We start from the raw sequence: 19939 nt of genomic DNA on the forward strand, positions 1-19939 counted from the left end.
AGAAAAGACCAATGGCCCTGTTCCAGATCGCCGAACCCGGTGAATCCGCTGCCCCGCACGAACACAAGCTCGCTGTCGGCATCGACCTCGGCACCACCAATTCGCTGGTTGCCACGGTGCGTTCCGGCATCGCCGTCTGCCTCAATGACGATCAGGGGCGGCCGCTGCTGCCGTCGGTCGTTCATTACCACGCCGACGGTTCGACCGAGGTCGGCCACGAAGCACGGCGCAACCAGGCGCTCGATCCGAAGAACACCATCGTTTCGGTCAAGCGCTTCATGGGGCGGGGCCTCAAGGACATCGCCCACGTCGAGGCGATGCCCTACGATTTCGTCGAAGGCCCCGGCATGGTCCGCGTTCGGACCCAGGCCGGCGTCAAGAGCCCGGTCGAGGTCTCGGCGGAAATCCTCAAGGTCCTGAAGGAGCGCGGCGAAACGGCGCTCGGTGGCGAACTGGTCGGGGCCGTGATCACCGTCCCGGCCTATTTCGACGACGCCCAGCGCCAGGCGACCAAGGACGCGGCGCGGCTGGCCGGTCTCAATGTCCTGCGCCTGCTGAACGAACCGACCGCCGCCGCCATCGCCTACGGCCTCGACAACGCGGCGGAGGGGATTTACGCGGTCTATGACCTGGGTGGCGGTACCTTCGATATTTCCATCCTCAAGCTGACCAAGGGCGTCTTCGAGGTGATGGCCACCGGCGGCGATTCGGCGCTTGGCGGCGACGATTTCGACCACCGCATCTACTGCTGGGCGATCGAGCAGGCCAGGTTGCAGCCGCTCTCCGCCGAGGACGCGCGGCGCCTCATGATGAGCTGCCGCGAAGCCAAGGAATTCCTGACCAAGAACCCGGAAGCGCCGATCTCGCTGCGCCTGTCCACCGGCGAGAACATCGACCTGCGCCTCGACGTCGCCAGCTTCGCCGAAATCACCCGCACCCTGGTCTCGAAAACCCTGCAGCCGGTCAAGAAGGCCCTGCGCGACGCCGGCTTGCGCGTGGAAGACGTCAAGGGCGTGGTCATGGTCGGCGGCGCGACGCGCATGCCGCAGATCCAGAAGGCGGTCGGCGATTTCTTCCGTCAGGACCCGCTGACCAACCTCGACCCGGACAAGGTCGTCGCCCTCGGCGCCGCGACGCAGGCCAACCTGCTGGCCGGCAACAAGACCGGCAAGGACGACTGGCTGCTGCTCGATGTCATCCCGCTGTCGCTCGGCCTGGAAACCATGGGCGGGCTGACCGAGAAGGTGATCCCGCGCAACTCGACGATTCCGACCGCGCGCGCCCAGGAGTTCACCACCTTCAAGGACGGCCAGACGGCGATGGCGATCCACGTCGTCCAGGGCGAGCGCGAGATGATCGCCGACTGCCGCTCGCTGGCCCGTTTCGAACTGCGCGGCATTCCGCCGATGGTGGCCGGCGCGGCACGCATCCGCGTCACCTTCCTGGTCGATGCCGACGGCCTGTTGTCGGTCACCGCCCGCGAGCAGACGACCGGCGTCGAATCGAGCATCACGGTGAAGCCGTCCTACGGCCTGTCCGACGACGAGATCGCCGGCATGCTGCAGGATTCGCTGGCCCACGCCAAGGACGACGCGATGGCCCGCGCCCTGCGCGAGGCGCAGGTCGAGGCAAAGCGGATGATCGAGGCGACCGCGGCGGCGCTGGCCGAGGACGCGCATCTGCTGAACGAAGCGGAAGCGACCAAGATTCGCAACGCCATCGCCAAGCTGCAGGAAGCGGCGGCCGGCGACAATCGGCGGATCATCAACATCGCGATGGACGACCTCGGCTTCGAGACCCAGGAATTCGCCCACCGTCGCATGGATCAAAGCATCAAGAAAGTGCTGTCCGGCCGCAAGGTCGAGGAAATCAGCACGGGAGAGGAAGAATGACGCAAATCATCGTGCTGCCGCACGTCGAGTTGTGCCCGGACGGCGCCGTCATCGAGGCCGAGTCCGGCAAGTCGATCTGCGAGAACCTGCTGGCCAACGACATCGAACTCGATCACGCCTGCGAGATGTCCTGCGCCTGCACCACCTGTCACGTCATCGTCCGCGAGGGTTTCGCCTCGCTGGAGGAAGCCAGCGAAATCGAGGAAGACCTGCTGGACAAGGCCTGGGGGCTCGAACCCTGTTCTCGCCTGGGCTGTCAGGCGGTTGTCGGCGAGACGCCGCTGGTGGTCGAGATTCCGAAGTACAGCATCAACATGGCGAAGGAGGGGCACCGCAAATGAAGTGGACCGACATCAACGACATCGCCATCGAACTCGCCGACAGCCAGCCGGACACCGACCCGCTCAAGGTCAATTTCGTCGACTTGCGCAACTGGGTGCTGGCGCTGCCCGGCTTCGACGACGATCCCAACCGTTGCGGCGAGAAGATCCTCGAAGCCATACAGCAGGCCTGGATCGACGAAGTCGCCTGATCAGGCCGACTGCGGCGCCGGCAACGGGCAGCCGCGCAACTGTTCGCGCATCGTTTCCTCGGAGAGCAGGACCAGCATCGGCTGCGCGCCGCCGCCGTGCGTCGTCACCACCGAAGCCAGCACCGAGGCCACGCCGACGTAGATGTTGGCGAGGTCGTTGATGTCGCAGGTCGGCACTTCGAGGATTTCGCCCAGGCGGTCGACCAGAATGCCGAAATTGCCGCCCGATTCGCCGCGCACCACCACCACCTGACGGCGGACGCCCGGCTGCTCGTCGTCGGGCAGGCCGAGTGCGGCATGCAGGTTGTAGATCGGCAGCGTTTCGTTGCGGTAGATCAGGGCACCATAGACCTGCTTTGGCGCATTGGCCAGACAAGCGACGCCGACCAGGTCAACCGCCTCGATCACCGCCGTTACCGGCAGTCCCAGCCAGTGGCCGGCGAGGTGGAAGGTGGCGATCTCGCGAATCTCGCCATCGGTCGGCTGGCTGGTGCGGCGCATCGCCACTTCGCCTTCCACGGCCATGCTGCGCGCCTGCGGGTCGTAGGCGCCGAGCGGGATGAAGACGAGGGCGGTGACCGCGTTGCGGTAGGCGTCGTCGGCGCCCTTGAACTCCCGGTAGCCGGCCGACGGCCAGGCGCCGACGGCGGTTACCTGGCCGTCGAGAGCGATCAGCCGGGCACAGCCGGCGGCCTCGGGTTTGATCAGTTCGGCCGGCAGGCTGACCGTCTGGCCGACGCGGTAGCTGTCGTCGCTGCTGGCAATCACCTGGCCGGCTTCGTCGACGAACAGCGCCACGCTGCCCGCCACCGCTTCCCCGGAGGCCTCGCGCGGCAGGGCGTCGCGCAGCATGTTGGCGAACTGTGGCGCGCCGTCGAAGACGATGGCAATGCCGCCGACCACGCGTTCGTCGCCGGGCGCCCGCACGGCGGCGAGATAGGTGTAGGTCGGTTTGCCGCCGTACAGCGCGCTGGCCGCGAAGGGCGATACGGCATAGGACTGGCTGTCGTGCAGGGCCAGGCATTCGCCAACCCAGGCGGCCTCCAGCGTTTTGCCGACGAGGGCACTGTAGGCCGGGTTGGAGACGGCGACGACAACGCCGTTGGTATCGAAGACCAGCAGGTTGTCGTAGACCGTGTACAGGCTGTTGATGTAGCGGATCACCTGTTCCAGTCCCTCGCGCCGTGCCTTGGCTGACGGATTGGCGAGCAGGGCGCGGATGCGGTCGTCGAGCGCCCACCAGCGGCAGTCGTTGGCCCGCTCGTAGAGGTTGCGGTCCATGATGTCGATGGCCAGTCCGGCGAAGAACTGGCTGTCGGCGAGCAGCGAGGAAAGGACGGTCGATTGCAGCTTGCCGATCGAGCGCGAGAAAACCTCGCGCATGTTCATGCCGATGCGGCTGATCTCGCGCAGCAGGATCTTCGAGAAGGCGCTGTTGACCACCGCCGACGTGGCAACGCCGTGGCGCACCGTGCCGTTCCAGACGGCGCGGCTCAAATCGCGCTGGATGGCCTCGGCCTTGCGCGGAATCGCCCGCAGCGGTTCGGAAAAGGCGCGGCCACCCGACATCACCGAAGCGAGCAGTGCCGGGTCGCCGATGTCCAGACCGTCGTCGTCCTGGATGTCGAAGGCCTGGTCGACCGGCATCATCACCAGCCCGCGCCAGCCGGGGCCCATGTAGCCCTGGTAGCCCTTGGTATCGCTGGCGAAGGCGAGGTAGGCGCGGCCGGCAAAACGGACGCGCTGCATTTGCCCGGAAGCGACGCGCAGTTCGGCGCCGACCGGCACCTGCCAGCGGTCGCTGCTGGCGATGACGCAGCCGTCGGCGTCGAGCAGCGTCATCACGGCCGGGTCGTCGTGTACCGTCAGGCCGTGGAAGATGCGCTGCATTTCGTCGCCGAAACGGAAGCAGAGGGCGAGCACGCCGAGCGTTTCGCCGAACTCCGAGCGGATCCGGTAGGCGTAGATCAGCGAACGTTCGCGTTCCGGGAAAAGTTCCGAATGGGCGTAGCTTTCGACGTAGGCCGCCGTGGTGCCCGCCGCTTCGCGCACCCAGGCGTCGCGGATGGCGGCGATCCGGTCGTCCTCGGCGAGACGGACGAGAATGCGGCCGTTCCGGTCGAGCAGGACGATGTCGTCGTAGACCGAGTACTTGCGCACGTATTCGCGGAAGCGCTGCTGCAGCGCCCAGGGATCGTCCGGGCTGGCGGCGAATTGGCGGATCGCCCCGTCGGTGGCGAGAAAGCCGATGTCGGCGGTGCGTTCGAACAGGTTGCGGATCAGGATGTCGATCACCACCTGCGAGCGCGCCTTCATCTCCTGTTCGCGCTTGGCCAGCGTCTGCTCGGCGAGGTTGTTGAGCAGTTCGCCGGTCAGGCTGGCGAAGGCCTCGCGGGTCTGGCCGATTTCCGCCGTCGTCCCGGACAACTGGCCGAGCAGGTTGAGGTTGTCCCAGATGGCCTGCAGCGACTGCAGCATTTCCCGGTATTCCTCGATCAGCGGCATGTGCGGCAACAGCGGCCGTACCGCGTCTTCGACCTCGATTCCCTTGTACTTTGCCACGCCAAGCTCCTGGTGATTCCTGAGACAAGCCTGAACAAGCAAGCGACATGCCTGTCATAAAGACTTGTCCGGCTGAGTTTTGCGGGGGAATTCAGCACAGGAAAAGGGAATTATCTTTTCTCGGCACCGGCTTGGTGCATCCGTCCTCTTCTCGTCGCGCCGAGGCGGCGCTGTCGTGGGACAATGCCGCCCATGAGTCCTTCGCCTAGCCGGGAATCTCCCGAAATCACCTGTCAGCACTGCGACGCCTGCTGTTGTCAGCTTGAGGTCATGCTGATCTGCGACCGCGACATCCCGCCTCGCCTGACCGCCGACGATCACTGGGGCGGGCAGGTGATGCGCCGTCTGGACGACGGCTGGTGCGCGGCGCTCGACCGCGACAGCATGCGCTGCACCATCTACGCCGGCCGGCCCGACATCTGCCGCGACTTCGCGATGGGCGACAGCGACTGCCTCGCCGTGCGCGCCCGCTACTACACCCCGCAAGCCATCCGGGAGCCATCATGACCTACGAAGAACACCTCGACGAGGTGACCACCTTGATCACCGAAAAATACGACGTTGCCGACCAGGCAGCGATCAAGATGGTGATGCGCGCCCAGGCCGACGATTTCTTCAGCGGCCACGACGACAACCCCGCAATCTGCACGCTTGACCGCGCGCATCTCGACGCCCGGGCCGTCTACCGGAAGTATCGCTGACCATGCGCTCGACCCGCGCCACCGCCGCCGTCGCCCGCCTCAACCAGCGCAGCGAAGGTCGGCATTACCTGCTGGTGATGACCGGCAACGGCCTGTTCCGTCTGCGCGAGCGCATCGACGGCAAGGACAGCGACGTTTCGGACGCCCTGCCGCTCGACGACTTCGTCCGCCTGGTCGATGCCACCGGCCCCCAACCGGTGCGCCGCGTGACCAAGAGCGACGAGGCCTTCGCCCGCCAACTGGCGCGCCGGAAAACCGCCGATGGCGACGACTGACAGCGATCTCGCCCGGCTCGGCCTCTTCCTGCGCGATCTTGGCCGGGCGCTGCATGTCAGCGGTGCGCCGGCGCAGGAACTGGAACGACGCCTGAAAGCGGTCGGTGTCCGGTTGGGCGTCCAGGTCGAAGGCTTCGCCGTGCTCACCTTCCTGGCCCTGACGCTGGTCGATAAAGACGGCCAGCGGCGGGTCGAGCTGCTGCGCCTGCCGCCCTACGACTACAACATGGCGCGCCTCATCGAGCTGGAAGCGCTGTGCGCCGAAATCGACGGCAGCGCCCGGCTTGCCGACTACGAACAACGCCTGGCGGCGACCATGGCGCTGCCTGTGCCGTGGTCCGGCTTGCCTTTCGTCATTCTCGGCAGCCTGCTTTCGGCCAGCGTCGCGCTGCTGCTGCGCGGCGGCTGGATGGAAATGCTGTGCGGCGGCGCGGTCGGTGCCGCCTTTGTCGCCGGCATCCTCGCCTGTGCGCGTTTTCCCCGGCTCGGCCCGGCCGTGCCGGTCATCTTGTGCACGCTGGCGGCGTTGCTGGCGCAGGCGCTGGCCTGGTTTTTCCCGCAGCAGAATCCTTTCGTCTCGGCGGTCGCCGGCGTCGTTTTCATGTTGCCCGGCTTCATGCTCACCGTCGCCATGTCGGAGCTGGCGACGCAGAACTACCTGGCCGGCAGCGGCCGCCTGACCGGCGCCTTCCTGCAGCTTTTCCTGATGGGCGCCGGGCTGGCGATCGGCACGCAGATCGCCCAGACGCTCTACCCGGTGGCGGCGCAAGGCGTTGTCACGCCGTTACCGGGTTGGGCCATCTGGCCGGTCGTTGCCGTGCTCGGCGTTTCGCTGCTGGCGGTGCTGCAGGCGCCATGGTCGGCGGTGCTTGTCTCGGCCGGCGGTTGTCTGCTCGCCTGGGCGGCGTATTCGCTGGCCGGTGCGGCGATGGGCAATGTCGTCGGCGCCTTTTGCGGCGCTTTCGCGCTCGGCGTCGGCGGCCACCTCTACCACGCGCTGAGCGGCCGGCCGTCGATGCTCGTCCAGAGCCCCGGACTGATCACCCTGGTACCCGGCAGCATGGGGTTTCGCGGCCTGCATGCGCTGATGGCGCAGGACAGCGCGACCGGCATTTCCCTGCTCACCGAAATGCTGCTCACCGGCGCCGTGCTGGCGGTCGGCCTGCTGCTCGCCGACAATCTGGCGCCGCCGCTGTTGCAGCGCAAGCGCGAGGTCAGCGCTCGAACAGGTTGAGCAGCGCGTCCAGCCCGCCGAAATTGATCGCCACGTCGGCCTTGGCGCGGGTTGCCGGCTTGGCATGGAAAGCCACCGAGAGGCCGGATTCGGCCATCATCAGCAGATCGTTGGCGCCGTCGCCGACGGCGATCACCTGATCCTTGCGCAGCCCCAGTTCGTCGCGCAGGCGACCGAGATGGTAGGCCTTGGCAGCGGCATCGACGATGTCGCCGACGACCCGGCCGGTCAGCTTGCCGCCGGCAATCTCCAGCTCGTTCGAGGTGGCGAAGTCGAAACCCAGTTCGATGCGCAGCCGCTCGGTGAAGTAGGTGAAGCCGCCGGACAGGATGGCGGTGCGCAGGCCGGCGTTCTGCATGCCTTCGAGCAGTTCGCGGGCGCCGTCGGAAAGCAGCAGGCGCTCGCCGAAAACGCGCGCCAGCACGCGGGCATCGAGCCCGCCCATCAGCGCCAGGCGGCGGCGCAGGCTCTCGCGGTAATCGATCTCGCCGCGCATCGCCGCCTCGGTCACTTCCGACACCTCGCGCTTCTTGCCGGCGAAATCGGCCAGCTCGTCGATGCACTCGATGGTGATCAAGGTCGAATCCATGTCGAAGCAGATCAGCCCGAAATCGGACAACTTGCGTCCGGCCTCGACGAAGGCCCAGTCGAGTTTTTCCGCTTCGATCAGCGGAATCAGCGAGTCGAACTCGGCCGTCCGTCGCGCCTCGCGCAGGCGCACCACGCGCGGTGGCAAGGGCTCGACAGCCGTTGCGCCGGTGGCGCTCAGAATGCGGTCGAGCAGGAAAGTGGGCAGCGCGCCGCCCTGGATGATCAGGTTCATGGAGGGGACTTGGGAAATCATTGATTCTGTTGTTTTCTGGTGAGACGTTTCGCCCGACATCATCGTTCAGACGCAAAGCTGCTGCAACAAGGCGAGGCCCTCCGGCCAGTCGCCGAGATTGCTGCTGGCGTTGATGTGACCGGCGGCGCCGATTTCGACCAGGCGACTGCCCCACGCCGCAGCGCAAGCCGCCGCGTGCTCGGACGAACCGTAGGGATCGTCGCTGCTGGACACGACGATGCTGGGAAAGGAAAACGGCTGCATGGGCAGCGGCGAGAAGCCGCTTGCCTCGACCGGAAAAGCCGCGCCGTCGGGATCGGGCACCGCCACCAGCAACGCCGCCCGGACCGGCGAATGCGGCCGCGCCGCCCAGTGCGCCACAGCCAGACAGGCCAGGCTATGAGCGACGATGACCACCGACGGCCCGAGCCGCTGCACGGTGCTTTCCAGCACGGCAGTCCATTCCGCACAGACCGGATTGTCCCACTCGCGCTGCGCGATGCGCACGAAATCCGGGTTGGCGCGCTCCCAGCGCGACTGCCAGTGCTCCGGGCCGGAATTGCCGATGCCGGGGAAGATGAGGAGGGTGGGCATGGGGATTAAGGCTTGCTTGGGTAATGGTGCTTTGAAATCGGTTTGACAGTCGTTGTCGATGCCTGCAGACTAGGCAGATGACTAGTTTTAGCGAGGTTACTATGCATACATGGCCAGTTCAGGATGCGAAAGCGCGCTTCAGCGAGTTTCTGGATGCCTGCCTGCAGGAAGGCCCCCAGATGGTAACGCGAAGAGGCGCCGAAACGGCAGTGCTGGTGCCCGTCCAGGAATGGCGGCGTCTGCAGACGGCGGCACGTCCCTCCCTGAAACAATTGCTGCTCTCCGAGCAGGCTCGCGTTGACCTGATCGTCCCGGCGCGCGGGCTGGCAAAGCGCCGCACTGTCGAGCAAATGCCGTGACGACCATCTACCTGCTGGACACGAACGTGGTTTCCGAACTGCGCAGGCCGCGCCCGCATGGCGGCGTGCTTGCCTGGCTGGAATCGCTGGACGACGCCCAGCTCCACCTGTCCGCCGTGACTTTGGGCGAGATCCAGGCCGGCATCGAGATAACGCGGGAACAAGACCCGGACAAGGCCAAGGAAATCGAGGCCTGGCTGGAACTGGTGGCGGGGGCCTACAACGTCCTGCCGATGGATGCGACGGTATTCAGGGCCTGGGCTAAATTGATGCACGGAAAGTCCGATACGCTTTACGAAGACGGAATGATCGCCGCGACGGCGAAAGTACACGGGCTGACGGTGGCGACAAGAAATGTCGTGGATTTCAATGTCTTTGGCGTTGAGGTGTTCAACCCCTTTGCCTAGTTGTTGCTTCGACGTTACTGCCGATGATCCAGCCAGTAAGCCAGCCCCTGCGCGTTCAGTTCGAGGTCGGTCGCCAGGACGTCGAGGATTTCGGCTTCGGGCAAGGTGCAGCCGTGCGTCCGCAGGTCGGTCAGCAGCGCGTCGGTGATGCCCTGCTTGATCTTCGCGTGTCGCTCGGCGCCAGCATTGGCGTGAGCTTCGGCAATCGCCACGTGGCTGTCGAGGCGCTGGCGCAAGGCCACGGCCTGCGTTACCACATCGTGCACCTGAGCATAGTGGGTCAGGTACATCGCCGTTGGGGCAAAGCTCATCAGGCGGTCGATCGAGGCATGCATCTCGACGGGGTCGAACTGCGTCGGCGAGGTGGTCGGCAGGATGAACTGACGGCCGTCGACGTCGAATTCGCGGTACGACAGGCCGAACATGTCGCCGGTGAAAATGCCGCCGCTCTTGCGGTCGACGACGCAGATGTGATGCTTGGCGTGGCCCGGCGTGTCGATGCAGAGCAGTTCCCGGCCGCCGAGTTGCAAGGTCAGCCCTTCGTGGGCGTCGATGATCCGTTCGGCCGCGATCGGCAGGATTTCACCATAGACCTGATCGACATAATCCTGCCCATAGACGGCGGTGACGCCGGCGACCAGTTTGGACGGCTCGGCCATATGGCGGGAACCGCGCGGATGCACCACCAGTCTGGCGTTCGGCAGTTCGCGCATGAGCGTTCCGGCGCCGCCGGCATGGTCGAGGTGGATGTGGGTCAGGATGATGTAATCGACGGCGTCGCGGCCCAGGCCGAGTTTTTCGAGCGCTGCCAGGACGTTGGGCAGCGAATCGTTGCTCCCGGTATCGATCAGGGCGACCCGCCCGTCGTCGACCAGCAGGTGAATCGCCGCCAGGATCGGCCGCACATAGCCCGCATCGAAAGCGTAAATGCCGTTCTTGTAATCGCGCCAGTCAAACATGGGTTCTCCTCGTTGGCTTTTTTAGTATTTGGGGGCCCCGATTATACTGGCGGGCCTTCGAATTTCCGCGCCCACACCGATGACGCATTTCCCCGCTGACGACGGCGAAACCATTCACCTTCATGTCTCCGGCGCAGGCTCGCCGCTGATCCTGCTGCACGGCTGGACGTCGAGCCACCAGGAATGGACGCCGTTCCTCGCTTCGCTCGCTGCCCGGCACCGGGTTTATCGCTGGGACGCCCGCGGTCACGGCGGGCATGCGCTGGCCCATCCCGGTTCGGCGACGGTCGAGCGAATGGCCCGCGACCTGAAGAACCTGATCGACCGCTACAAGATCGTGAATGCGACGGCGGTCGGCCATTCGATGGGCGCGCTGACGCTGTGGCAATACCTGCGCGACCACGGTACGCACGGCCTGGGCAAGCTGTGCCTGATCGACCAATCGCCCAGGCTGCTCACCGACGACGACTGGGGCCATGGCATCTATGGCAATTTTGGCGCCGACCGCAACCGGCAGCTGATCGACTGGCTACGCGAGGATTTTGCCGAAGGCGTCCTGAAACTGACCGCGCTCGGCCTCAACCAGCGCGCCCGACAGAAATACGAGGAAAACGCCAGCGGCTGGGAGCGCCTGCGCCAGGCCTTGCGCGGCCAGAATCCGGAGCCGCTGATTCACTGCTGGCAAAGCCTGACCGCCGCCGACTACCGCGACGTGCTGGCGCGGATTTCATTGCCGACACTGCTCGTCTATGGCGGGCAGAGCAACTTCTACGGCGGCGAAACGGCGCGCTATGTCGCCGACACGATTCCCAACGCCATCCTCAACATCTACGAAGGCAGCGACCATTCGCCGCATCAGTGGCAGCGCGAACGCTTCGTGCGCGAGTTGCTGGAATTCATCGACGGCGAGTGATTGCTCCTTCGCCGGGGGCAGACTGTCGGCGGGCAGATGCCCGCCGTTGTCGGTTGGATCAGTCGGCGATGCGCTCCGGCAGCACGTCGCGCAGCAGGACCGCCGCGTCGCGCAGCATCTTCTCGGTGGTGTCCCAGCCGACGCAGCCGTCGGTGACCGAGCAGCCGTACTTGAGTTGCGAGAGATCGGCCGGAATCGGCTGGTTGCCGGCCTCGATGTTGGATTCGATCATCACGCCAAGGATGGACTTGTTGCCGGCACGGATCTGGTTGACCACGTCGGCCATCACCAGCGGTTGCAGTTCCGGCTTCTTGGAGCTGTTGGCGTGCGAGCAGTCGACGACGATGTTGGTCGGCAGCTTGGCCTTGACCATCGCCTGTTCGGCGACGGCGACCGAGACGGTGTCGTAGTTCGGGCCGCTGTCGCCGCCGCGCAGGACGACGTGGCCGTGCGGGTTGCCGGTGGTGCGGACGATGGCGACGCGGCCTTCGTTGTTCAGACCGAGGAAGGAATGCGGGCGCGAGGCGGAGAGGATGGCGTTGGTGGCCACGGTGAGGTCGCCGCTGGTCGCGTTCTTGAAGCCGACCGGCGTGGACAGGCCGGACGACATCTCCCGGTGCGTCTGCGATTCGGTGGTGCGGGCACCGATCGCGGTCCACGTGATCAGGTCGCCGTAGTACTGCGGGCCGTAGGGGTCGAGCGCCTCGGTGCCGGCGGGCAGACCGAGTTCATTGACCTGGAGCAGGAAGTCGCGGGCCTTCTCCATGCCGACGTTGACCTGGAAGGAATCGTCCATGAACGGATCGTTGATGTAACCCTTCCAGCCGACGGTGGTGCGCGGCTTTTCGAAATAGACGCGCATGATGATCTGCAGCGTGTCGCCGACTTCGTCGGCCAGCGCCTTCAGGCGGCGGGCGTAGTCCATCCCGGCGACCGGGTCGTGGATCGAGCAAGGGCCGACGACAACGAACAGGCGGTGGTCCTTGCGGTCGAGGATGTTGCGCAGCAGGTCGCGGCCTGCACTGACGGTGGCTTCGGCCTGGGCGGAAAGCGGCAGTTTCTGGTGGATTTCCGCCGGCGTCGGCATCGCGTCGAAGGCGGAAACGTTGATGTTTTCGAGGATCTGGGTCATTTGGTCAGCTCGCGTATCATGTCCTTGACCGCCGCAACCTTGTCCTGCAAGGCCGGGCAGTGGCGCAAAAGTGAAATCTTATCCTGTCCGGCCAGCTTATAGCTGCGGTTCTTCTGGATCAAATTGATGATCCTGATCGGTTCGATAGGCGGATTCTTCGAGAATTCCGGGGCGAACTGGATCGTTACCTGGTCGTTGCCGGCGTCGAGCTTCTGCACCAGCAGCGGCTTGACCAAGAGGCGCAGCCGGTGCGTGGCGACCAGTGCCTGCGCCTGCAGCGGCAGTTCGCCGAAGCGGTCGACCAGTTCTTCCTGCAGCGCGTCGATGTCGTCGTCGGCCTCGCAGTTGGCCAGGCGCTTGTACAGCGTCAGCCGCTCGTGCACGTCGGGGCAGTAGGCGTCGGGCAGCAGCGCCGGGGTGCGCAGGTTGATTTCGCCGCTGACACCGATCGGTTGCGTCAGGTCGGCGGTTTCCAGCACCTTGCCTTGTTTCAGGTGGGCGACGGCACGGTTGAGCATCTCGCTGAACATCGTGAAACCGACTTCCTGCATTTCGCCCGACTGGTTGTCGCCGAGCACCTCGCCGGCGCCGCGGATTTCCAGGTCGTGCATGGCCAGGAAGAAACCGGAACCGAGTTCTTCCATCATCTGGATCGCTTCCAGGCGCTGCTTGGCCTGCTTGGTCATCGCCTTTTCGTCCTGCACCAGCAGGTAGGCGTAGGCCTGGTGGTGCGAACGGCCGACCCGGCCGCGCAACTGGTGCAACTGGGCGAGGCCGAATTTCTCGGAACGGTTGATCAGGATGGTGTTGGCGTGCGGGTTGTCGATGCCGGTCTCGATGATCGTCGTGCACAGCAGCAGGTTGGCGCGCTGGCCGGTGAAGTCGCGCATCACCTTTTCCAGCTCGCGCTCGTTCATCTGGCCGTGGCCGATGACGATGCGCGCTTCCGGCACCAGTTTTTCGAGCTTCTCACGCATGTTCTCGATGGTGTCGACCTCGTTGTGCAGGAAGTACACCTGGCCGCCGCGCTTCAGTTCGCGCAGCACCGCTTCGCGGATGATGCCGTCGGAAAATTTGCTGACGAAGGTCTTGATCGCCAGGCGTTTTTGCGGTGCGGTGGCGATCACCGAGAAGTCGCGCAAGCCTTCCATCGACAGCGCCAGCGTGCGCGGGATCGGCGTCGCGGTCAGGGTCAGGACGTCGACCTCGGCGCGCATCGCTTTCAGTGTTTCCTTCTGGCGCACGCCGAAGCGGTGTTCCTCGTCGATGATGACCAGGCCGAGACGGTTGAACTTGACGTCCTTGCTGATCAGCTTGTGCGTGCCGATGATGATGTCGATCTCGCCTTCGGCCAGTTCCTGCAGCGCCTGCGTCGTTTCCTTGGCAGTCTTGAAGCGGGAAATTTCAGCGACTTTCACCGGCCAGTCGGCGAAGCGGTCGACGAAGGTCTGGTAGTGCTGTTCGCAGAGCAGCGTGGTCGGGCAGAGCACGGCCACCTGCTTGCCGCCGGCCACCGCGCAGAAGGCGGCGCGCAAGGCGACCTCGGTCTTGCCGAAGCCGACGTCGCCGCAGACCAGCCGGTCCATCGGCTTGCCCGACTTCATGTCGGCAATGACCGCGGCGATGGCCTGCGCCTGGTCGGCGGTTTCCTCGAAGCCGAAGCCGTCGGCGAAAGCCTCGTAGTCGTTTTCCGAAAAATCGAAGGCGTGGCCCTGACGGGCGGCGCGCGCGGCGTAGAGCGCGAGCAGTTCGGCGGCGGTATCGCGCGCCTGTTCGGCGGCCTTGCGCTTGGCTTTTTCCCACTGGCCGGAACCGAGCGTGTGCAGCGGTGCGGCGTCCGGCTCGGCGCCGGAATAGCGCGAAATCACGTGCAGTTGCGCCACCGGCACGAAGAGCTTGGCGTCGTTGGCGTAGTGCAGTTCGAGGAATTCCTGCTCGCCGAGGCCGAGATCCATCCGTACCAGGCCGCGATAGCGGCCGATGCCGTGGCTTTCGTGCACCACCGGGTCGCCGACCTTGAGCTCGGTCAGGTCCTTCAGCCAGTTGTCGAAGCTCGCCTTGCGCGCCGCTTCGCGCCGGGTGCGGCGCGGGCTGCCGGCGAACAGCTCGGTTTCGCTGATGAAGGCGACGCGGTCGAGGGCAAAGCCTTGCTGCAGCGGGCTGACGGTCAGCGCCAGGCGTTCGCTGCCGCTGGCGAAGGCGGCAAAGTCGGCGCAGGCAGCGGGCCTGAGACCGTGTTCGGCGAACATCGCGGCCAGCGTCTCGCGGCGGCCGGCGGTCTCGGCGAGCAGCAGCACGCGCCCGGGATAGCTGGCGAGATGGTTCTTCAATGCGCCGAGCGGATCGTCGCTGCGGCGGTCGACGGCGACGTTGGGCAGCTTGCCGGTGGCGGTGTTCTTCGCGTCGAGCGCCAGCCGGCCGTATGCCTTGGCGGCGGTGAAGAAGGCTTCGTCGGTGAGGAACAGTTCTTCCGGTGCCAGCAGCGGCCGCGCCTTGTCGCCCTGCAGCAGGTTGTAGCGCGAGCGGGTGTCGTTCCAGAAGGCGGCGATGGCGGCCGGCGCGTCGCCGTGGGTGACGAAGATCGCGTCCTTGGGCAGGTAGTCGAACAGCGTCGCCGTCTCGTCGAAGAACAGCGGCAGGTAGTACTCGATGCCGGCGCTGGCGATGCCGGTCGAGATGTCCTTGTAGATGCCCGACTTGGCCGGGTCGCCCTCGAAACGCTCGCGGAAGGCCTGGCGGAAATGGGTGCGCCCTTTGTCGTCCAACGGGAACTCGCGCGCCGGCAGCAGGCGGACTTCCGGCACCGGGTAGACGGTGCGCTGGGTGTCGACATCGAAGGTCTTGATGCTCTCGACCTCGTCGTCGAACAGGTCGAGCCGGTAGGGCAGTTGCGAGCCCATCGGGAAGAGGTCGATCAGGCCGCCGCGGATCGAGTATTCGCCGGGCGAGACGACCTGAGTGACGTTGGCGTAACCGGCCAGGGTGACCTGGGCGCGGAATTTCTCGACGTCGAGCGTTTGGCCCTTCCTGAATTCAAAGGTGTAGGCAGCCATGAATTCCGGCGGCGCCAGCCGGTTGACCGCGGTCGCCGCCGGCACCAGCAGGATCTGCACCTCGCCCTGCAATGCCGCCCACAGTGTTGCCAGGCGCTCGGAGACGAGGTCCTGGTGCGGCGAGAAATGGTCGTAGGGCAGGGTTTCCCAGTCCGGCAGCAGGCGGACCTTGAGTTGCGGTGCGAACCAGGGGATTTCTTCGAGCAGGCGCTGCGCGTCGGCGGCACTGGCGGTGACCACGGCCAGCGTCCGTCCGGGATTGGCGGCGGCCAGTTCAGCTAGCGTCAGTGCATCGGCCGAACCGGCGAGCGCTTCGAGATCGACGCGCTGCCCGGGTCTGGGCAGGGCGGGAAGTTGAATCAGGGATGGGGCAGCGGACACGGCGGCAGGGTCAAACGACGGGGCTGGGATTATAGCCGCTGTACCGCCCGCCCCCTACGGCGTCAGGCCGATCTCGCGCGCGGTGAGCGGGCCGATCACTGCCTGGCGCAGGCTGGCCGGCATCTCGGCCTGATCCTTCGCCAGCGGGATGCGGCCGCCCATGATTTCGGCCAGGCGCTGCGGCAGGCGGGGCTGTCGCTCCGGTTCGGCGTAGCCGTCGGGGAAGATAGGTTGCAGGCTGCGCAAGTCGTACTTGTCGGTGGCGCCGAAGGTGTGCAGCATCTCGTGGGCGATGACGACGGCGTTCTGGCGCTGCTGGCGGCGGCTGGCGTAGGCGTGGATCAGGCCGAGCTGTCCCTTGCTGAGGCCGACCGAGTGATCGAGTTGCGTGTTGCTGTCCGGGTCGTGATAGAGGACGAAGAGGCGAATCTGCGGCGATGGCCCGGCAATGTCGTCGTGCTTTGCCGCCCACCAGCGCAGCTTGAGGCTCCACAGCAGGTTGTCGAGGGCGCTCCCGCCGGCCGCCGGAAGCGGCGGCAAAGCCTGCTGCGCCGGGGCAACACGGATGACCACCGGCTGCAGCACGCGTTTGCCGTGGCGCTGCATCTCCTGATCGATCCACTGAGCGATTTCTGCGAAACTGTCGCTGTCCAGGCTTTTCAGGTAGTCCGCGGTTTTCGGCGATTCGTCGGCGGCGAGCGGATAGAGCGCGACATGGACGGTGCGCTCCCAGGAGGTCAGCCGGCTTTCCGCACGCCAGGCGGCAAGAGCGACGGTGGCCAGGACGAGAAGCAGGAGCAGGATGCGGAATTTGCGGAGCATGGGGATTTCAATGAGGGGGATGCGCAAGTCGAGGGCTGCATTATATGATCGCGCTATCGCGTTCAGACCATCCGCATTTTTGTTTCAATCCCATGACCATCTTTGACGAAAAACGTGCCGGCCGCGAACGCCGCAGCAATCCGCATGGCACTCCGAAATACGGGGTTGAACGGCGCAACGGGGAACGGCGCCAGATCAGCCTGGAAGAAATTTCCTTTGTCGAATGGGCGACCAAGTTCGCCGAATACAAGAAACAGCTCAAGAAGTAGCCGGTCGCGGCAAGCGCTGCGCGAACCATTTCACCGCCGCTACGGCGGGATTGTCCTCGGCCGTCAGGCGCTGCGCTTCGAGCGGGCAGGACAGATACTTGAGCGCCCGCTGCCAGGCTTGCGACGAATTCTCTTCCGTCGCCGAGAACAGCATCAGCAGCGGCGCCGTCAGCAATTCCAGCGCCTGCACGCCGGCCCGGTCGATCAGGCCGTCGCAGAGGCAGAGCGCCAGCACCTGGCGATCGCGCTGGGCGGCGACGCGAACCGCCGCCGGCACCAGTTCGTCCCGGGCGTGGATGGCGCAGGGCAGGTGCTCCATGTCGCCGTCGTCGCGGATCAGGTCGAGGATGTCGAGCAGGCGACGGGTCAGGCGGGCGACGTCCTGCGTCGCGTCGGCAAACTGCACCTCACGGCCGTTGAGCAACTCCATCGCCAGCACGGCGTAGCCGTTCTGCTGGAAGGTCGTGGCGACGGCATCGTCAACCGTGACCCGATGCGGACGGGGCAGCAGCACCAGGCCTTTCGGATTGTCCGGCAGCGCTAGCTGGCCATGCAGGCGGCCGGTTGGCGTGTCGAGCAGGAGGTCGCGTCTCATGCGGCGATCCTCACCGTGACGCGGCGGGCGCCGAAGGCCTGGCCCTGGCGGCCGAGTGTTGGCCCGAAGCGGCCAGCCAGAGGGGTGCCGCAGTGCGGGCAGCGGCCCTCGGCGTCGAGCGCATAGCGGCGGATCTCGTACCAGTCGCGGACGATCAGCGGCGCCTGGCAGTGCGCGCAGCAGGTGGTGCCGCCGTCGGTATCGTGCACGTTGCCGGTATAGACGTGGTGCAGGCCGGCGTCGCGGGCGATGCGGCGGGCCCGGGCGAGTGTCGCGGCCGGCGTCGGCGGCAACTGGTCGAGCTTCCAGTCGGGATGGAAGGCGGTGAAGTGCAGCGGCACCTCGGCGCCGAGTTCGCCATGCACCCACTTCGCCAGTGCGTCGATTTCGCTGTCGCTGTCGTTCTTGCCGGGGATCAGCAGGGTGGTGATTTCCAGCCAGCAATCCGTTTCATGGCGGATCAGCGCCAGCGTGTCGAGCACCGGCTGCAGCCGGCCGCCGCACAGGCTGCGGTAGAAGTCGTCGGTGAAGGCCTTGAGGTCGACGTTGGCGGCGTCCATGACTGCGAAGAACTCGCGCGCCGGCACCGGGTGGATATAGCCGGCGGTGACGGCGACGTTGCGCACGCCGGCGGCGCGGCAGGCCTGCGCGGTGTCGATGGCGTATTCGGCGAAGATCACCGGGTCGTTGTAGGTGTAGGCCACCGCGTCGGCGCCGTGGTGGCGCGCCGCTGCGGCAATCGAGGCGGGTGACGCGGCGTCCATCAGGCGGTCCATGTCCTTGGAGCGCGAGATGTCCCAGTTCTGGCAGAACTTGCAGGCGAGATTGCAGCCGGCGGTGCCGAAGGAGAGGATGCTGCTGCCCGGGTAGAAATGGTTGAGCGGCTTCTTCTCGATGGGGTCGATGGAAAAGCCCGACGAGCGCCCGTACGTGGTCAGCTGCATCTGTCCATCGACCATGCGGCGGACGAAGCAGGCGCCGCGCTGCCCTTCGTGCAACTGGCAGTCGCGCGGGCAGAGGTCGCACTGCAGTCGCCCGTCCGGCAAGGCGTGCCACCAGCGGCCGGGATGCGCCGATTCGGGATTCAGCATGGGTCTTCCTTCCATTTGCGCACCGCGTAGCGCGCCAGGCGGACGTCCGGCCCCCAGTAGCTGGCCGGCAGCCCGGCCTTCTGGCGCAGGCGGGCGAGGAATTCGGTCGGCTCGGGCAGTTGCTCCCAGACCTGCGGCAGGAAGGTGGCGCGGCGGCCGCCGGCGGTAAAGATCACGCCATCGACACCGGGGCGCAACTGGCGGCAGGCGTCAGCTTCGGAGGCGACCGGCAGCGGCTCGGCCGGTGTCAGCAGCGAGACCTCGACGCGGGTGCGTTGCAGTTCGCTGGCCACCAGCGGCGGGAAGCGCGGATCGCGCAGGGCGGCGGCGCGGGCGTTGGCGCGCACGTCGTCGAGCAATGGCCGGTGTGCTTCGAGGCTGCCGATGCAGCCGCGCAGTTCGCCGCCCTGGGTCAGGGTGACGAAGGTGGCGCCGGGGTCGTACAGCCCAGCCAGGTCGGGCGCGGCTGGTGCCGGTTCGCCAAGCGCTTCGGCGATGGCGGCGCGGGCGTGGCGGAGCAGGGCGTTGCCAAGATCATCCATGATCGGCCTCGTGGAAAGCGAAGGCGGCGTAACCGACGACACGCTGGCGGTCGCCGGCGGTGTCGCCGGAGTTGCACAGGTCGAGCAGGCTCGGTCGCAGGCCGTGGCGTTGTGCGGCGAGCAGCAGACCGTTGACCGGGAAGGCACCACAGGCCTGGTGCGGGTCGATGTCCGCCGCCAGATCGAGGATGTGGCGGCAGGTCTCGCCGTCGACCTGTTGCGCCGTGGCGTAGGGCAGGAAATGCGACAGGTCGGAGCTGATGACGAGCAGCGTCTCCGGCCCGCCCCACAGCCGTTCGAGCACTTCGGCGACGGCTTCCGGCGACGCCTGGCCGACGGCCAGCGGCAGCAGGCTGAAGTCGTCGAGGGCGCGCTGCAGGAAGGGCAGATGGACCTCCAGCGAGTGTTCCCGGGCGTGCGCCGTCTCGCTGACGACGACCTGCGGCAGACCGGCGATTGCGGCGCGGGCGGCGGCGTCGACGCGTACCTTGCCGAGCGGCGTGGCAAAGGCTTCGCTGGCCGGCAGCGCGAGGCCGCGCACGGCAACCCGGTGCGTCGGCCCGAGCAGCACGACGCGGCGGATCGTCGCCCGCCACGGTGCCAGCGCCGCGTAGGCGCGGGCGGCGGTCGGCCCGGAATAGATATAGCCGGCGTGCGGCACGATCAGCGCCTTGGGTTGCGCCATCGTCGATGCCGGCGCGGTGGCGAGCAGGCGGTCGACATCGGCGCGCAGGGTCGCTGGCGAGGCCGGGTAGAACATTCCGGCGACGGCCGGCGGGCGGATCGCGTTCATCATCCCTCCT

General features: G+C 66.3%; 22 protein-coding genes. 11 read left to right on the forward strand and 11 right to left on the reverse strand.

Going from position 1 to position 19939, the window contains the following annotated elements:
- Positions 1 to 11: 11 nt before the first annotated feature.
- Genes hscA through iscX form a run of 3 tightly spaced genes read left to right on the forward strand, consistent with a single transcriptional unit; the run spans position 12 to position 2424 of the window.
- The gene (gene hscA, locus ACLIIZ_RS10300; RefSeq protein ID WP_416692015.1) at positions 12 to 1892 is read left to right on the forward strand and encodes a Fe-S protein assembly chaperone HscA; all 1881 of its coding nucleotides are present in this window, start codon (positions 12 to 14) and stop codon (positions 1890 to 1892) included.
- The gene (fdx, locus tag ACLIIZ_RS10305) at positions 1889 to 2233 is read left to right on the forward strand and encodes an ISC system 2Fe-2S type ferredoxin (protein ID WP_416692016.1); all 345 of its coding nucleotides are present in this window, start codon (positions 1889 to 1891) and stop codon (positions 2231 to 2233) included. The genes hscA and fdx overlap by 4 nt, the downstream gene beginning before the upstream one ends.
- Positions 2230 to 2424 (forward strand): Fe-S cluster assembly protein IscX, encoded by a 195-nt coding sequence (iscX, locus tag ACLIIZ_RS10310; protein WP_416692017.1) that lies wholly within the window; start codon positions 2230 to 2232, stop codon positions 2422 to 2424. The genes fdx and iscX overlap by 4 nt, the downstream gene beginning before the upstream one ends.
- On the opposite strand, the gene ACLIIZ_RS10315 is transcribed toward iscX, so the two are convergent.
- Positions 2425 to 4986, reverse strand: a complete 2562-nt coding sequence (locus tag ACLIIZ_RS10315; protein WP_416692018.1) for a chemotaxis protein CheW — start codon at positions 4984 to 4986, stop codon at positions 2425 to 2427.
- A 192-nt stretch (positions 4987 to 5178) separates the two neighbouring features.
- Between ACLIIZ_RS10315 and ACLIIZ_RS10320 the strand changes: the two genes are divergently transcribed.
- Genes ACLIIZ_RS10320 through ACLIIZ_RS10335 form a run of 4 tightly spaced genes read left to right on the forward strand, consistent with a single transcriptional unit; the run spans position 5179 to position 7196 of the window.
- On the forward strand, positions 5179 to 5493 hold the full coding sequence (locus ACLIIZ_RS10320; RefSeq protein ID WP_416692019.1) for a YkgJ family cysteine cluster protein: 315 nt from the start codon (positions 5179 to 5181) through the stop codon (positions 5491 to 5493).
- Complete coding sequence (locus ACLIIZ_RS10325) at positions 5490 to 5687, forward strand: hypothetical protein (RefSeq protein WP_416692020.1); 198 nt, start codon at positions 5490 to 5492, stop codon at positions 5685 to 5687. Before ACLIIZ_RS10320 ends, ACLIIZ_RS10325 begins: the two co-directional genes overlap by 4 nt.
- A gap of 2 nt (positions 5688 to 5689) precedes the next feature.
- Positions 5690 to 5962 carry a hypothetical protein gene (locus ACLIIZ_RS10330; protein ID WP_416692021.1) on the forward strand — a complete coding sequence of 91 codons (273 nt, stop codon included), beginning with the start codon at positions 5690 to 5692 and terminating at the stop codon, positions 5960 to 5962.
- Complete coding sequence (locus ACLIIZ_RS10335; RefSeq protein WP_416692022.1) at positions 5949 to 7196, forward strand: threonine/serine exporter family protein; 1248 nt, start codon at positions 5949 to 5951, stop codon at positions 7194 to 7196. The genes ACLIIZ_RS10330 and ACLIIZ_RS10335 overlap by 14 nt, the downstream gene beginning before the upstream one ends.
- Here the strand turns inward: ACLIIZ_RS10335 and serB are convergent.
- Positions 7177 to 8019 (reverse strand): phosphoserine phosphatase SerB, encoded by an 843-nt coding sequence (gene serB, locus ACLIIZ_RS10340; protein ID WP_416692023.1) that lies wholly within the window; start codon positions 8017 to 8019, stop codon positions 7177 to 7179. The genes ACLIIZ_RS10335 and serB overlap by 20 nt on opposite strands.
- A 66-nt stretch (positions 8020 to 8085) precedes the next feature.
- Positions 8086 to 8613 (reverse strand): RBBP9/YdeN family alpha/beta hydrolase, encoded by a 528-nt coding sequence (locus ACLIIZ_RS10345; RefSeq protein ID WP_416692024.1) that lies wholly within the window; start codon positions 8611 to 8613, stop codon positions 8086 to 8088.
- 101 nt (positions 8614 to 8714) lie between these two features.
- Between ACLIIZ_RS10345 and ACLIIZ_RS10350 the strand changes: the two genes are divergently transcribed.
- Both ACLIIZ_RS10350 and ACLIIZ_RS10355 read left to right on the forward strand, forming a co-directional pair.
- Positions 8715 to 8972: a type II toxin-antitoxin system Phd/YefM family antitoxin gene (locus ACLIIZ_RS10350; protein ID WP_416692057.1), complete on the forward strand. Its 258-nt coding sequence runs from the start codon at positions 8715 to 8717 to the stop codon at positions 8970 to 8972.
- Positions 8969 to 9379: a type II toxin-antitoxin system VapC family toxin gene (locus ACLIIZ_RS10355; protein WP_416692025.1), complete on the forward strand. Its 411-nt coding sequence runs from the start codon at positions 8969 to 8971 to the stop codon at positions 9377 to 9379. Before ACLIIZ_RS10350 ends, ACLIIZ_RS10355 begins: the two co-directional genes overlap by 4 nt.
- Positions 9380 to 9393: 14 nt before the next feature.
- Here the strand turns inward: ACLIIZ_RS10355 and ACLIIZ_RS10360 are convergent, their stop codons facing one another.
- Positions 9394 to 10338, reverse strand: a complete 945-nt coding sequence (locus ACLIIZ_RS10360) for an MBL fold metallo-hydrolase (protein WP_416692026.1) — start codon at positions 10336 to 10338, stop codon at positions 9394 to 9396.
- A gap of 79 nt (positions 10339 to 10417) precedes the next feature.
- On the opposite strand from ACLIIZ_RS10360, the gene ACLIIZ_RS10365 reads away from it, so the two are divergent.
- Positions 10418 to 11251 carry an alpha/beta fold hydrolase gene (locus ACLIIZ_RS10365; RefSeq protein WP_416692027.1) on the forward strand — a complete coding sequence of 278 codons (834 nt, stop codon included), beginning with the start codon at positions 10418 to 10420 and terminating at the stop codon, positions 11249 to 11251.
- A gap of 58 nt (positions 11252 to 11309) precedes the next feature.
- Here ACLIIZ_RS10365 and ACLIIZ_RS10370 read toward each other — a convergent pair whose 3' ends face one another.
- Genes ACLIIZ_RS10370 through ACLIIZ_RS10380 form a run of 3 tightly spaced genes read right to left on the reverse strand, consistent with a single transcriptional unit; the run spans position 11310 to position 16639 of the window.
- The gene (locus ACLIIZ_RS10370) at positions 11310 to 12383 is read right to left on the reverse strand and encodes a 3-deoxy-7-phosphoheptulonate synthase (RefSeq protein ID WP_416692028.1); all 1074 of its coding nucleotides are present in this window, start codon (positions 12381 to 12383) and stop codon (positions 11310 to 11312) included.
- Positions 12380 to 15817 (reverse strand): transcription-repair coupling factor, encoded by a 3438-nt coding sequence (mfd, locus tag ACLIIZ_RS10375; RefSeq protein WP_416692029.1) that lies wholly within the window; start codon positions 15815 to 15817, stop codon positions 12380 to 12382. The genes ACLIIZ_RS10370 and mfd overlap by 4 nt, the downstream gene beginning before the upstream one ends.
- A 54-nt stretch (positions 15818 to 15871) precedes the next feature.
- Positions 15872 to 16639, reverse strand: a complete 768-nt coding sequence (locus ACLIIZ_RS10380; RefSeq protein ID WP_416692030.1) for a hypothetical protein — start codon at positions 16637 to 16639, stop codon at positions 15872 to 15874.
- A gap of 44 nt (positions 16640 to 16683) precedes the next feature.
- On the opposite strand from ACLIIZ_RS10380, the gene ACLIIZ_RS10385 reads away from it, so the two are divergent.
- Entirely contained in the window at positions 16684 to 16908 is a 225-nt protein-coding gene (locus tag ACLIIZ_RS10385) for a hypothetical protein (protein ID WP_416692031.1), read from the forward strand.
- Here the strand turns inward: ACLIIZ_RS10385 and ACLIIZ_RS10390 are convergent.
- Genes ACLIIZ_RS10390 through amrB form a run of 4 tightly spaced genes read right to left on the reverse strand, consistent with a single transcriptional unit; the run spans position 16898 to position 19929 of the window.
- Positions 16898 to 17503: a dienelactone hydrolase family protein gene (locus tag ACLIIZ_RS10390; RefSeq protein WP_416692032.1), complete on the reverse strand. Its 606-nt coding sequence runs from the start codon at positions 17501 to 17503 to the stop codon at positions 16898 to 16900. The genes ACLIIZ_RS10385 and ACLIIZ_RS10390 overlap by 11 nt on opposite strands.
- On the reverse strand, positions 17500 to 18594 hold the full coding sequence (amrS, locus tag ACLIIZ_RS10395) for an AmmeMemoRadiSam system radical SAM enzyme (RefSeq protein ID WP_416692033.1): 1095 nt from the start codon (positions 18592 to 18594) through the stop codon (positions 17500 to 17502). Before amrS ends, ACLIIZ_RS10390 begins: the two co-directional genes overlap by 4 nt.
- Positions 18588 to 19136: an AmmeMemoRadiSam system protein A gene (amrA, locus tag ACLIIZ_RS10400; protein WP_416692034.1), complete on the reverse strand. Its 549-nt coding sequence runs from the start codon at positions 19134 to 19136 to the stop codon at positions 18588 to 18590. Before amrA ends, amrS begins: the two co-directional genes overlap by 7 nt.
- Complete coding sequence (amrB, locus tag ACLIIZ_RS10405; protein ID WP_416692035.1) at positions 19129 to 19929, reverse strand: AmmeMemoRadiSam system protein B; 801 nt, start codon at positions 19927 to 19929, stop codon at positions 19129 to 19131. The genes amrA and amrB overlap by 8 nt, the downstream gene beginning before the upstream one ends.
- Positions 19930 to 19939: the final 10 nt, after the last annotated feature.

Origin of the sequence: Azonexus caeni (assembly GCF_048146105.1) — a bacterium.
Lineage (GTDB): Bacteria > Pseudomonadota > Gammaproteobacteria > Burkholderiales > Rhodocyclaceae > Azonexus > Azonexus aromaticus_B.

Bases quoted from the DNA above. Each gene is read 5' to 3' on its own strand.
- hscA (WP_416692015.1), top strand. From the start codon at position 12: ATGGCCCTGTTCCAGATCGCCGAACCCGGTGAATCCGCTGCCCCGCAC.
- fdx (WP_416692016.1), top strand. From the start codon at position 1,889: ATGACGCAAATCATCGTGCTGCCGCACGTCGAGTTGTGCCCGGACGGC.
- iscX (WP_416692017.1), top strand. From the start codon at position 2,230: ATGAAGTGGACCGACATCAACGACATCGCCATCGAACTCGCCGACAGC.
- ACLIIZ_RS10320 (WP_416692019.1), top strand. From the start codon at position 5,179: ATGAGTCCTTCGCCTAGCCGGGAATCTCCCGAAATCACCTGTCAGCAC.
- ACLIIZ_RS10325 (WP_416692020.1), top strand. From the start codon at position 5,490: ATGACCTACGAAGAACACCTCGACGAGGTGACCACCTTGATCACCGAA.
- ACLIIZ_RS10330 (WP_416692021.1), top strand. From the start codon at position 5,690: ATGCGCTCGACCCGCGCCACCGCCGCCGTCGCCCGCCTCAACCAGCGC.
- ACLIIZ_RS10335 (WP_416692022.1), top strand. From the start codon at position 5,949: ATGGCGACGACTGACAGCGATCTCGCCCGGCTCGGCCTCTTCCTGCGC.
- serB (WP_416692023.1), bottom strand. From the start codon at position 8,019: ATGAACCTGATCATCCAGGGCGGCGCGCTGCCCACTTTCCTGCTCGAC.
- ACLIIZ_RS10345 (WP_416692024.1), bottom strand. From the start codon at position 8,613: ATGCCCACCCTCCTCATCTTCCCCGGCATCGGCAATTCCGGCCCGGAG.
- ACLIIZ_RS10350 (WP_416692057.1), top strand. From the start codon at position 8,715: ATGCATACATGGCCAGTTCAGGATGCGAAAGCGCGCTTCAGCGAGTTT.
- ACLIIZ_RS10360 (WP_416692026.1), bottom strand. From the start codon at position 10,338: ATGTTTGACTGGCGCGATTACAAGAACGGCATTTACGCTTTCGATGCG.
- ACLIIZ_RS10365 (WP_416692027.1), top strand. From the start codon at position 10,418: ATGACGCATTTCCCCGCTGACGACGGCGAAACCATTCACCTTCATGTC.
- ACLIIZ_RS10370 (WP_416692028.1), bottom strand. From the start codon at position 12,383: ATGACCCAGATCCTCGAAAACATCAACGTTTCCGCCTTCGACGCGATG.
- ACLIIZ_RS10380 (WP_416692030.1), bottom strand. From the start codon at position 16,639: ATGCTCCGCAAATTCCGCATCCTGCTCCTGCTTCTCGTCCTGGCCACC.
- ACLIIZ_RS10385 (WP_416692031.1), top strand. From the start codon at position 16,684: ATGATCGCGCTATCGCGTTCAGACCATCCGCATTTTTGTTTCAATCCC.
- ACLIIZ_RS10390 (WP_416692032.1), bottom strand. From the start codon at position 17,503: ATGAGACGCGACCTCCTGCTCGACACGCCAACCGGCCGCCTGCATGGC.
- amrS (WP_416692033.1), bottom strand. From the start codon at position 18,594: ATGCTGAATCCCGAATCGGCGCATCCCGGCCGCTGGTGGCACGCCTTG.
- amrA (WP_416692034.1), bottom strand. From the start codon at position 19,136: ATGGATGATCTTGGCAACGCCCTGCTCCGCCACGCCCGCGCCGCCATC.
- amrB (WP_416692035.1), bottom strand. From the start codon at position 19,929: ATGAACGCGATCCGCCCGCCGGCCGTCGCCGGAATGTTCTACCCGGCC.